The 12,459-nt window shown below is 65.0% G+C and carries 9 protein-coding genes and 1 pseudogene; 9 read left to right on the forward strand and 1 reads right to left on the reverse strand.

Annotated elements, in window-relative coordinates:
• Positions 1-36: 36 nt before the first annotated feature.
• On the reverse strand, positions 37-801 hold the full coding sequence (locus NS6_RS11295) for an SDR family NAD(P)-dependent oxidoreductase (protein WP_068040328.1): 765 nt from the start codon (positions 799-801) through the stop codon (positions 37-39).
• Positions 802-1,024: 223 nt separating this feature from the next.
• On the opposite strand from NS6_RS11295, the gene cysD reads away from it, so the two are divergent.
• From cysD to NS6_RS11340, 9 genes and pseudogenes are all read left to right on the forward strand, one after another.
• Positions 1,025-1,939 (forward strand): sulfate adenylyltransferase subunit CysD, encoded by a 915-nt coding sequence (gene cysD, locus NS6_RS11300; RefSeq protein WP_068040330.1) that lies wholly within the window; start codon positions 1,025-1,027, stop codon positions 1,937-1,939.
• Positions 1,939-3,216, forward strand: a pseudogene (locus NS6_RS11305) (sulfate adenylyltransferase subunit 1); the annotation flags it as partial. The gene cysD and the pseudogene NS6_RS11305, both read left to right, overlap by 1 nt.
• 36 nt (positions 3,217-3,252) lie before the next feature.
• Positions 3,253-3,999 (forward strand): SDR family oxidoreductase, encoded by a 747-nt coding sequence (locus tag NS6_RS11310; RefSeq protein WP_068040632.1) that lies wholly within the window; start codon positions 3,253-3,255, stop codon positions 3,997-3,999.
• Between the two features lie 187 nt (positions 4,000-4,186).
• Positions 4,187-5,353 (forward strand): 3-ketosteroid-9-alpha-monooxygenase, oxygenase component, encoded by a 1,167-nt coding sequence (locus NS6_RS11315; RefSeq protein WP_068040331.1) that lies wholly within the window; start codon positions 4,187-4,189, stop codon positions 5,351-5,353.
• A gap of 252 nt (positions 5,354-5,605) precedes the next feature.
• On the forward strand, positions 5,606-7,282 hold the full coding sequence (locus NS6_RS11320; RefSeq protein WP_068040333.1) for an FAD-binding protein: 1,677 nt from the start codon (positions 5,606-5,608) through the stop codon (positions 7,280-7,282).
• Between the two features lie 16 nt (positions 7,283-7,298).
• The gene (locus NS6_RS11325; RefSeq protein WP_068040335.1) at positions 7,299-8,333 is read left to right on the forward strand and encodes a ferredoxin--NADP reductase; all 1,035 of its coding nucleotides are present in this window, start codon (positions 7,299-7,301) and stop codon (positions 8,331-8,333) included.
• A gap of 165 nt (positions 8,334-8,498) precedes the next feature.
• Positions 8,499-9,422: a VOC family protein gene (locus tag NS6_RS11330; RefSeq protein ID WP_068040337.1), complete on the forward strand. Its 924-nt coding sequence runs from the start codon at positions 8,499-8,501 to the stop codon at positions 9,420-9,422.
• A gap of 30 nt (positions 9,423-9,452) precedes the next feature.
• Positions 9,453-11,648, forward strand: a complete 2,196-nt coding sequence (locus tag NS6_RS11335; protein ID WP_068040340.1) for an arylsulfatase — start codon at positions 9,453-9,455, stop codon at positions 11,646-11,648.
• Positions 11,649-11,663: 15 nt separating this feature from the next.
• Complete coding sequence (locus NS6_RS11340) at positions 11,664-12,422, forward strand: SDR family NAD(P)-dependent oxidoreductase (protein WP_068040634.1); 759 nt, start codon at positions 11,664-11,666, stop codon at positions 12,420-12,422.
• The last annotated feature ends 37 nt before the right edge of the window (positions 12,423-12,459 follow it).

A 12,459-nucleotide genomic window follows, 5' to 3' on the forward strand; every position in this document is an offset into this window, starting at 1 on the left:
TTTCTCCTTGTGTGTGTACAGCTGATTGGGCGAACCTCAGAAGGACGCGCGCGCTCCGCCGTCGACACGGATCTCGGAGGCATTCCAATACTTCGCCTCTTCGGAGGCTGCGAAGGCGATGAATCCCGCCATATCGGCGGCGTTGCCCGACTCCTCCTGGCCCCAGAGATGGATCAAGCGCGAATACCAGTCGCCCTGGTAATCCTTCACCTGGTCCCAGATTTCCCACATCATTCTGGTTTGCACCCCGGAGGGCGAGATCGGTACGACGCGGATGCGGCGGGGGGCGAGTTCGACGGCCATGGTGAACGATGCCGAGACCAGGGCGGCCTTTGATCCGGCGTATGCCGCCATCGTCGGGACTGCCTGGGTGCCCGAGCTCGAACAGATGTTGATGATCGAGCTGTTGTCGGGGACGTACGGCAGCGCCTGATTGATCAGCCGCAGCGGGCCGAGGAAGTTCACCTGGTTGATCTCGCGGGCCACGTCGGGATCGAAGTCGTCGATCGGGGTCCGGAGGGTGACACCGGCGATATTGCAGATGATGTCGATCCGGCCGTCGAGATACACCGCGGCCGCCCGGACAGCGTCGACGATCGATGTGTCCTCGAGCATGTCCACGTGATGTGAACCGAAGCGGGCCGGGTCCGTGACGAGGTTCCCGGTCTCTTCGAGGTTGGCGATATTGCGGCCGAGCCCGAAAACGGTTGCTCCTTCGGTGATGAAGCGTGCTGCGGTGGCCTGGCCGATGCCGGCCGATGCACCCGTGATGAGAACGTTCTTGCCTTCGAACCGGTTCATATCGCTCCGTAGTGTTCGGCGCATGCGCGCCCGTGGTCGAGTCGTGACGTTATGTGGCCCCGGTCACCTTCCGTCCAGCTATCTCGATCACTGGGATGTAGTGGGTCCGGTCACGTGGACAGAACTAGCGTTCGGCAGCACGGCGGTTCTTCGGAGCCGTGGCATATGTGACCGGACATTTCGGCGGTGTATGTCGAACAGCAATTGTGAAGGGGCCAAACCGATGAGCACCGTTCAATCCGATTACCGGCTGAGTCAACTCGATCAGCTCGAGGCGGAATCGATCCATATCTTCCGCGAGGTCGCGGCCGAGTTCGAGAAGCCGGTGCTGATGTTCTCCGGGGGCAAGGACTCCATCGTGATGCTCCGGCTTGCCGAGAAGGCCTTCTTCCCCGCGAAGCTGCCCTTCCCGATTCTTCAGGTCGATACCGGATTCGACTTTCCCGAAGTGCTCTGCTCGAGGGACAACTGGGTCGATCGACTGGGCCTTCGCCTGATCGTGGCCGGCGTCGACGACGCCATCGAGAAGGGGGTGATTGTCGACGACGGTAAGACCAGCCGCAACCGCATGCAGATCGGGACGCTGTTGCACGCGCTGGAGACCGAGGGTTTCACCGCCGCATTCGGTGGCGGGCGCCGGGACGAGGAAAAGGCCCGCGCGAAGGAACGGGTCTACTCACACCGCGACGAGTTCGGTCAGTGGGACCCCAAGCTCCAGCGGCCCGAGCTGTGGAACCTCTACAACGGGCGGATCCATCCCGGTGAGCATATGCGGATCTTCCCGATCTCGAACTGGACCGAGTTGGATATTTGGCACTACATCGGCCGGGAGAATATCGAAATCCCCTCGATCTACTTCTCCCACCAGCGTGAGGTCATCGAGCGCGACGGGATGTTGCTCTCGGCCTCCGACGCTGTCCGGCCCCGCGCCGGCGAGAAGATCGAGACACGGACCGTCCGGTTCCGCACGGTCGGCGATATGACGCTCACCGGTTGCGTCGAATCAACGGCCGACACAGTCGAGAAAATCATCGACGAGATCGCCATCGCCCGGGTCACCGAGCGGGGTGCCACCCGGGGCGACGACCGGTTCTCCGAGGCAGCGATGGAAGACCGCAAGAAGGAAGGTTATTTCTGATGTCCCGGATGGTTGACGAGATCCCGAACGCCGAACGCTCGATGGACCTGCTGCGGTTCGCGACCGCGGGCTCTGTCGATGATGGCAAGTCGACCCTGATCGGGCGGCTGCTGCTGGACTCGAAGTCGATCTTCGAGGACCAGCTGGAGGCTGTTGCGGCCACCAGCCAGGACAAGGGCTACGACTACACCGACCTGGCGTTGCTCACCGACGGACTCCGCTCCGAGCGTGAGCAGGGCATCACCATCGACGTGGCCTACCGCTACTTCGCCACGCCGGCACGCAAGTTCATCATCGCCGACACCCCGGGGCATGTGCAGTACACCCGCAATATGGTCACCGGTGCCTCGACCGCCGACCTCGGCCTGGTGCTGGTCGATGCCCGTCAGGGCCTGACCGAGCAGTCGCGGCGCCATGCGGTGTTGCTGTCCCTGCTCCGCGTCCCGCACTTGGTGCTCGCTGTCAACAAAATGGACCTGGTCGACTACGACCAGGAGGTATTCGCCAGGATCCACAAGGAGTTCACCGCCTTCGCCACCAAACTGAACATCCCCGACCTCACGGTGATCCCGCTGTCTGCCCTCAAGGGTGACAATGTGGTCACCCGATCGGACAACATGGACTGGTACCAGGGACCATCCCTGATGCACCACCTGGAGAACGTCCATGTCGCTTCCGACCGCGATCTGGTGACCTCGAGGTTCCCGGTGCAGTACGTGATCCGCCCCAAGTCGGACGACTTCCACGACTACCGTGGCTATGCCGGACAGCTGGCGGGCGGGGTGCTGAAAAAGGGCGATGACGTGATCGTCCTACCCAGTGGCATGACATCGAAGGTTGCTTCGATCGACCTGTACGACAACGAGATCGACCAGGCTTTCCCGCCTATGTCGGTCACCGTGCGCCTCACCGACGACGTGGATGTCTCCCGTGGCGACATGATTGCACGGGCGAACAATGCGCCGAAGCCTTCCCAGGACATCGACGCAATGATCTGCTGGATGACCAACGAGCCACTGCGCGCGCGCCGGAAGTTGGCGATCAAGCATACGACCCGCACGGGCCGGGCCGTAATCAAGGAGATCGGCTATCGCCTCGACGTGAACAGCCTGCACCGTGACCTGGACACCGGCGAACTGGGGCTGAACGAGATCGGCCGGGTGAAGCTGCGCACGACGGTTCCGCTGCTGTGTGACCCGTACTCGAAGAACCGGACCACGGGGTCGTTCATCCTGGTAGACGAGGCCACCGGGGTCACCGTCGGTGCCGGGATGATCAACGACGCCGACTGAATGACGAGCGAGGAAGTGGCGATGGGAAAGCTCGACGGAAGGGTCGCGATCGTTAGCGGCGGAGCCCGAGGCATGGGCGCGTCCCATGTACGCGGGTTGCTGCGTGAGGGCGCCCAGGTTGTCTTCGGCGATGTATTGGAGGACGAGGGGCGGCTGCTGGAGAAGGAGCTGGGGCAGGATTGCCGGTTCCTGCCGCACGATGCCACCTCGGAGGACGGCTGGTCGGCGATCGTCGACCTCACCGTGACGACGTTCGGTAAAGTCGACATCTTGGTCAACAATGCCGGGATCCTCGGTTTCGGCGCCCTGGATACGATGACCCTCGCGGATTTCCGCCGGATAATCGAGGTCAACCTGGTCTCTCAGTGGCTCGGGCTGAAGTATGTGAGTGCGGTGATGGCACGGGGTGGGTCGATCGTCAATATCTCCTCACTGAACGGGCTTGTCGGGGGGATGAATCTGACCGGCTACAGTGCCAGTAAGTTCGGTGTCACCGGACTGACCAAATCGGCGGCGATCGAATTGGGGCCCAAGGGAATCCGGGTCAACTCCGTGCACCCGGGCGGCGTCGCGACACCCATGCTCGGCAAGGGCGAGGACGAGGTCGAAGCCCCCGACGGCCCGATGTCGAAGATCGCGATTCCACGCCTTGCGAAGGCGAGCGAGGTCACCGAGATGGTGCTGTTCCTGGCGAGCGACAGTTCGAGTTTCTCGACCGGTTCGGAGTTCGTGATCGACGGCGGCATGAGCGCCGGCGCGGGGTTCTGAGCCACTCGGATTCCCGCCGATCGGGAAGATCTCCAAGCCCCGTGGCAACCCGCAAGACCGGAAAGGGCCCGAAATCCCGATCATCAGGATTTCGGGCCCTGGTTCTGTCTACGGCATTTATCGTTCCCGGACGAGTAGCAGGAGCACGACGAGAGTCGTTGCCCGCGAACACAGGAGGATAGCCGACATGTCGGTTGCCGAGATCAATCCGGACGAAGTTCGCAACATCGAAGCTGCGGATATCGAGACCCGTTTCGCGCGAGGCTGGCACTGCCTGGGCCTGGCGAAGAAATTCCGCGACGGTGAACCCCATTCGATCCAGGCCTTCGGCCAGAAACTGGTGGTCTTCACCGGCATGGACGCCACGATCAACGTGCTCGACGCGTACTGCCGCCATATGGGCGGTGACCTGTCCCAGGGCACCGTCAAGGGCAACGAGATCGCGTGCCCGTTCCACGACTGGCGCTGGGGCGGCGACGGTCGCTGCAAGCAGATCCCCTACGCCCGACGTGTTCCCTTGCTTGCCCGTACGGCCACCTGGCCGACCCTGGAGCAGGACGGCATGCTCTTCGTGTGGAACGACCCCGAGGGCAACCCACCGCCTGCGGAGGTGACCATCCCGGTCATCGGCAAATTCGATGACGGCGAGTGGACCGACTGGGTGTGGAACGAGATGGTCGTGCACACCAACGCCCGCGAGGTGATCGACAACGTCGTGGACATGGCGCATTTCTTCTACGTCCACAAGAGCTTCCCGACGTACTTCAAGAACATTTTCGAGGGACACGTCGCGACGCAGTATTTCGACGGCGTGCAGCGTGCGGACGTCCTGCACCAGGTGGACGAGGCGCGGGACCCCGACGCGCCGAAGTTCATCGGCTCCACGTCCGAGGCCGCCTACTTCGGGCCTTCGTTCATGATCGACTACCTCGACCACGAATTCGAGGACGGGTCCAACCCCTCGGTCCTGATCAACGCCCACTATCCGATCGACAACAACAGCTTCATGCTGCACTTCGGGTTGCGGGTGAAACGTCGTCCGGGCATGTCGGCGGAAGCCGCGGAGGCCGGTGCGCAGAAGACCGGACAGGGCATCCTGGCCGGATTCATGCAGGACGTCGAGATCTGGCGCAACAAGACCCGGATCGACAACCCGCTGCTGTGCGAGGAGGACGGGCCGGTCTATCAGCTGCGTCGCTGGTATCAGCAGTTCTACGTCGACGTCGCCGATATCACCCCCGAGATGACCGACCGGTTCGAGTTCGAGATCGACACCACGATGCCGGTCGAGGCCTGGCGCGCCGAGGTCGCTGCGAACATCGCCCAGCGGGAGACCGCGATCTCGCCCGCGTGAGCAGCCGTCCGGGCGCGGTGTCCGCGCCCGGACAGGGGGCGAATCGAAAGCTTCGAGGTTCAGGATTACTCGGTGAATAGTGTTTCGAGAGCATCATTTTCAACCAGTGGGACAGAGCGGTCCGGTAAATGGTCAGCTCATGACGGTACTGCCGTGGTCAGCGCGCGAACATCCGGAGCGGGTGGTCTGGATGGTCCCGCTGATCGAGAAAGTTCCGGTTTCGCCGCGGGGGCATAACTAGCTTCAACGGCTATGGACGGAACCTGGGATCATGAGGCCGACTTCGTCGTCGTCGGTAGCGGTGGTGGCGGCATGGCAGCTGCCTTGACGGCGGCGGACTCCGGGCTCGACGCCCTGGTGGTGGAGAAGGGTGCCCGCTTCGGTGGCACCACCGGCATCTCGGGCGGCGGCATCTGGATCCCGAACAACCCCACGCTGCGGCGCGCCGGCCACGACGACAGCCGCGAATCGATCCGGACATATCTCGCCGCGATCACCGAAGGCAAGGTTTCGCAGGAGCGGATCGATGCCTTCGTCGATAACGGCCCGGCCGCGATGCAGTTGCTCGAGAAGAGCAGATGGCTGGATTTCTTCTGGGTCAAGGGCTACGCCGACTATCACCCCGAGCTCGAGGGTGGGCGGCCGCTCGGCCGGTCCATCGAGGCCAAGGCCTTCGATACCCGCAAACTCCGTGCCGCCGAGCAACATCTGCCCCCGAACGGGATGGCCGGCCCGCTCGGACTCTGGGTCAGTGCCAAGGACTATCACGACCTCGCGATGGTCAAGCGGACCTGGCGCGGCCGGTGGATGTCGGTTGTCGCCGCCTGGCGGGTCTCCTCGAACCTCGTACGCCGTCGGCATATGGCGACCACCGGTCGAGCCCTCGTGTCGAGGCTCCGGATGGCGCTGGAGGATGCGGGCGTGCCGCTCTGGCTGAACAGCCCGATGATCGAGCTTCTCGCCGAAAACGGGGTTGTCACAGGGCTGGTCGTCGAGCGTGACGGAAAGCCGACGCGGATCCGCGCCAGGCGTGGCGTGCTGCTGGCCACCGGCGGGTTCGACCACAACTCGGCGATGCGTGAGCAGTATCTGCCCGACGGTGGCAAGGAAGACATCAGCGGTGGCGTCGGGGAGAACACCGGCGACGGCATCGTCGCCGGCGAACGGCTCGGCGCGGCAACGGCGTTCATGGACGATGCCTGGTGGATGCCCTCGGTCGCGCACCCATCCGGCGCCGTCATCCCGCTGGTCTCCGAGCGCTCCATCCCGCCGTCGGTGATCGTCTCGGCTCGTACCGGTGAGCGGTTCACCAACGAGGCGGCGCCGTACGTGAACTTCGTGCACGACCAGCTCGATGGCGGGCACGTCCCGGTATGGTTCGTAATGGATGCCAAGGCCCGCGCACGTTACCCGTTCGCCCGGGTCCTGCCCGGCGCCGACTTCCCCGAGGACTGGTACAAGGCAGGAATCGTGCACAGGGCGGAAACACCGACCGGTCTCGCCGGAAAGATCGGTGTCCCGGCCGATGCACTGATCAGGACGATCGAACGGTTCAACGGGTTCGCTCGCCACGGCAAAGACCTCGACTACGACCGCGGTGTCAGCGCCTACGACCGTTACTACGGCGACCCGACGCTGGCGAACCCCGCCATGGACACGCTGGAGAAGGCGCCGTACTACGCGATCCGTGTCGAAGCCGGGGACCTGGGCACCAAGGGCGGCCTGATCTGCGACGAGAACTCCCGAGTGTTGCGCGCGGACGGTTCGGTGATCGAGGGCCTGTACGCGACCGGCAACACCTCGGCCTCGGTGATGGCCAACGAGTACCCGGGTGCGGGCGGCACGATCGGTCCCTCGATCGTCTTCGGCTACATCGCCGCCCGCCATGCCATACGCAGTCCGGCCGCCGTGGCCGACCGCCCCTCATAGGCTCACGGAGTTACCGATGTCAGCACCACATTCCTTCCGGCTCCGGGTGGTCGAGGTGGTCCGGGAAACCGCTGATGCACACTCGCTCGTCCTCGAACCCGACCCGGCCGACGAACTCCACTTCACCCCTCGGCCCGGCCAGTTCCTGACGCTCAATATCCCTACCGAGCGAGCGGGTGGCGCCGCGCGGTGTTACTCGCTGTCGAGCGCGCACCTGCTCGGAGAGAAGCTGAAGATCACGGTCAAGCGCACAACGGGCGGCTACGGATCGAATTGGGTCTGCGACCACCTCGCCGCGGGTGACGAGGTCGAAGTGCTGGCGCCGTCGGGCACGTTCACGCCCAGGTCGCTCGATGTGGACTTTCTGCTGTTCGCCGGCGGCAGCGGAATCACCCCGGTGATGGCGATCCTCAAGTCGGCGCTGCACGCGGGGACCGGCAAGGTGGCGCTGGTGTACGCCAACAGGGACGAACGGTCGGTGATCTTCCGCAATGAGCTGATCACCCTGGAGCAGCAGTACGGCGACCGATTGCACGTGGCCCACCTGCTCGAGTCCGTGCAAGGGCTGCCACGGGCGGAGACGCTGGAGACATTGGCGCGGCCGTGGGCCGACCGGGACGTTTTCATCTGCGGACCCGCTCCCTTCATGGATGCTGTCACCGGTGCGGTCGGCGCGGTGGGTGTGGCACGCGACCGGGTTCACCACGAGAAGTTCCTCTCGCTGGGCAACGACCCGTTCTCGGACGCAGCCGTCGAGCTCGACGGCGAGGGCCCGATGAGCACGCTGGACGTGCTGCTCGACGGCGTCACCACGAGCCTGGCCTGGCCACGGAGCAACACGCTCCTCGACGTCCTGCTCGCCGCGGGCCTGGATGCGCCGTACTCCTGCCGCGAAGGCAATTGCAGTGCGTGCGCCTGCATCGTGCTGGAGGGTGATGTGGAAATGGAGCGCAACGAGATCCTCGAGGCCGAGGATCTCGCCGACGGGATCGTGCTGGGCTGCCAAGCCATCCCACTCAGCGACCGCGTCCGGGTGAGCTATGACGAGTGACGGCCCGTCGGCTCACCGGTCACTCCCGATGGGCGGGAGCGGACACATGCGGGGACGCCGAGTTTGCGACCTTGGTGCACGACCGCGCCGGCCCGCCCACCACATCGAGCAGCCACCGGAATTCCGGCCCAACCGCCAACCTCCTCGACAGGACAGGACAACGCAATGACTGAGCTTCGTGGACTCGGATACCTCAAAGTGCAGGCCACCGATGTGGAGCGCTGGCGCGAACTGGCGGTCGGTGCGCTCGGCTTCGCCGAGGGAACCGGACCCGATCCGGACGGGCTCTACCTGCGTATGGACGAACGCACCTCGCGGGTGATCGTGCTGCCCGGCGACACCGATGAGGTACTCGCCGTCGGCTGGGAGGTACGCGATCAGTTCGCTCTTGCCGCCGTCGGCAGGGCGGTCGAGGCTTCGGGTTTCGCGGTCAAGATGCTCTCGCCCGGCGAGGCGTCGGACCGCTCGGCCGAGCAGGTAATCACGTTCACGGACCCGGCGGGCATGCCCGTGGAAGTGTTCTTCGGTCCTGCGCTCGACCACTCGCCGGTGTTGACCGGTGCTGGTCAGAGGTTCGTTACCGGTCGGTGCGGGCTCGGACACGTGGTGTTACCGACCACGGACGTGGAGGAGACCCTCACGTTCTACACCGAGGTGCTGGGCTTCCTGCCCCGCGGCGCGATGAAGGTCGGTCCGCCGGCCGAGGACGGATCCTCGGCCCGGATCCGCTTCCTGGGCATCAACCAGCGCCATCACAGCCTGGCCATCTGCCCGGCGCCGCGCGGCGGCGCCCCGGGCCTGATCCACCTGATGGTGGAGGTGGATTCTCTCGATGCGGTGGGCCGCGCGCTCGACAACGTCAACAAGGCCGGCTTCTCGCTGTCCTCGACACTGGGCCGCCACACCAACGACAAGATGGTCTCCTTCTACGTCCGCGCGCCGGGCGGCTGGGATATCGAGTACGGCTGCGACGGGATGCTCGTCGACGAGACCTGGTACACGTCCGAGGAGATCACCGCCGACTCCTACTGGGGCCACGACTGGTCCGGGTCCGAGCCCCTGGCCGCCTTCGCGCCCGCACAGTCATGACCGCACACCTTCGCGAACGGAATTGAGCAGATGACTCCGACCGACGGCCCCGGCCTGTCCACCGCATCCGACAGCGCTCCCAACGTTGTACTGGTCCTGCTCGACGATGTCGGCTTCGGGGCGTCCGCATCCTTCGGCGGGCCGGTCGAAACGCCGGCCGTCGCGAAAATGGCAGCGGACGGCTTGCGCTACAACCGATTCCACACCACGGCGATCTGCTCGCCCACCCGGGCTTCGCTACTGACCGGTCGCGACCCGCACGTTACGGGCGTCGGTACGGTGATGAACTCCGCCAACAAACATCCCGGCTACGACGGCATCATGCGCGACAGTACGGCCACGATCGCCACCGTGCTGAAGAAAAACGGCTACAGCACGGCCTGTTTCGGCAAATGGCATCTCGCTCCGGCCTGGGAGACGTCCCAGATCGGTCCGTTCGACCGGTGGCCGACCGGTCGTGGGTTCGATACCTTCTACGGGTTCCTCGGTGGCGAAACCCACCAGTACGAGCCGACGCTCTACTCTGGGACCACGCCGGTGCACCGGCCCGAGGGGGACGACTACCATCTGACCGAAGACCTGGTGGATCGCTCGATCGACTGGATCAGGATGCAGAATGCGGTGGCGCCGGAGCGGCCGTTCTTGATGTACCTCGCACCGGGGGCGACGCATGCGCCGTTACACGTACCGGAGGAATTCTCCGCGAAGTACCGCGGCCGGTTCGCGCAGGGCTGGGACGCCGTACGGGAGGAGATCCTGGCGCGGCAGAAGGACCTCGGAATCGCGCCACCGGACACCGTGCTGACGCCGCGACCGGACGAGTTGCCGGCGTGGGAAACGTTGAGCGACGGCGAGAAGCAGGTCGCCCAGCGGATGATGGAGGTGTACGCGGGTTTCCTCGAGCACACCGATGTACAGATCGCCCGGCTGATCGCAGCGCTCGAGGAGAGCGGCCAATACGACAACACGCTGTTCGTCTATGTGGTCGGAGACAACGGCAGCAGTGCCGAGGGTGGCCTGGCGGGCAGTATCAACTACTTCGGTGCACTCCAGGGGATGCCGGAACCTCTGGAGACGCAGCTCGAGCGGCTCGACGAGATCGGTGGGAAGAAATCCTATCCGCAGTATCCGGCCGGCTGGGCGTGGGCGATGACCTCACCGTTCCAGTGGGTGAAGCAGGTCGCGTCGCACTTCGGCGGCACCCGCAACGCGATGGTTGTCACGTGGCCGGCAGGGATCGAGGATGCCGGCGGTCTGCGTACCCAGTTCGGGCATGTCAACGATATCGTGCCGACGATTCTGGAGGTGGCCGGGATCGAGGCGCCGACGGTGGTCGACGGGGTGGAGCAGGCGCCGATGGACGGGACCAGCCTGGTCTACAGCTTCGCCGATGCCGATGCGCCGGAGCGGCATACGACGCAGTACTTCGAGGTGTTCGGGCATCGGTCGATCTATCACCAGGGTTGGATCGCCTCCGCCTTCCACCGGGCGGGGATGCCGTGGACGGTAGGACTGCCACCGGTCGACGCGCCGTTCGAGGACGATATCTGGGAGCTCTACGACACCACCCGCGACTTCAGCCAGGCCCATGACCTGGCAGCGACCGAACCGGACAAGCTCGCCGAGTTGCAGCAACTGTTCACGGCGGAAGCCGCTCGGGTGGAGATCCTGCCGCTGCGCGACGCCCGGACCAACCGGACGCTGATGCCCAATCTCGCCGGCGACCGGACCGAGTTCACCTATCACCGGGGCGCGATCGGGATCCCGGAGACCAACGGTCCGTCGTTGCGGGGCAGGTCGTGGACTATGCGCGCGTACATCGACGTGCCCGAGCAGGGCAGTCGAGGGGTGCTCGCCACCATGGGCGGGAATACCGGCGGCTGGGCGCTCTTCGTGACCCTGGACGGACGGCCCGAACTCGTCTACCGCGCCTTCGAGGCCGGCACTGTCCACCTTGCCGGAGAGCATCCGCTCACCGCCGGCGGCCGGGTACTCGAGGTGAACCTCGCCTACGACGGTGGCGGAATCGGTAAAGGCGCCACGATCACGCTGTCACTCGACGGCGTCGAACTCGGCAGCGGCCGGACCGAGCGGACCCCGCCCGGATTCTTTTCGATCGACGAGACATTCGACATCGGCGAGACCACCGGTTCGCCGGTGGGGAACTACCCGCATGTGTACCCGTTCGAAGGCGGACTCGACCGTGTCGAGTTCTCCCTTCACTGAGTGGAAGCGGACATCATGGCAACACTGCAAGGCAAGGTCGCGCTGGTCACGGGCGCAGGACAAGGCGTGGGGCAGGGCATCGCGCTCGCCTTGGCCGGCGCCGGTGCGGATATCGCCGTCGTCGGGCGTACAGCCGGCAAGCTCGAGACCACCTGTGCACGCCTGCGCGCGCTCGGAGTGAAGGCGGAGCCGTTCACCTGCGACGTCTCGGACACCGATGCCATCCCCACGGTCGTGGGCCAGGTCGCAGATACTTTCGGTGGGCTCGACATCCTGGTGAACAACGCCTATACCGGTGTCCTCGGGTCACTGTTGTCGATGGATGACGAGAAGTTCCGACGAGGTTTCGAGAGCGGGCCGTTCGCGACCTTCGCCTTCATGAAAGCCGCCCACCCGTTCCTCGCGCAACGTGCGGGATCGAGCATAGTCAACCTGGTGACCTCGGCAATGGTTCGGTGGGACCAGAGCGGGTACGGCGCCTATGCTGCTGCGAAGGTTTCGGTTCAGTCGTTGACCCGTACGGCAGCCTCGGAATGGGGCAAGGACGGGATTCGCGTCAATTGCATTGCGCCGTTGGCGCTTTCGACCGGGCTGGCGGGCTGGATCGAAGCTCGTCCCGAGGAAGCCGCAGCCTTCCTGGACACAGTGCCGCTCGGCCGTGTCGGCGATTGCGAGGACGACATCGGTCGCGGCGTGCTGATGCTGGTCGGCCCGGACGCCCACTACCTCACGGGAGCGACGATCCCGCTCGACGGCGGCCAGGCGCGGTTCTGATGACGGTCGAGAACAGACCGATCGCCCAGATCGGTTG

It is taken from the genome of Nocardia speluncae NBRC 108251 (genome assembly GCF_001613245.1).
GTDB lineage: Bacteria > Actinomycetota > Actinomycetes > Mycobacteriales > Mycobacteriaceae > Nocardia > Nocardia speluncae.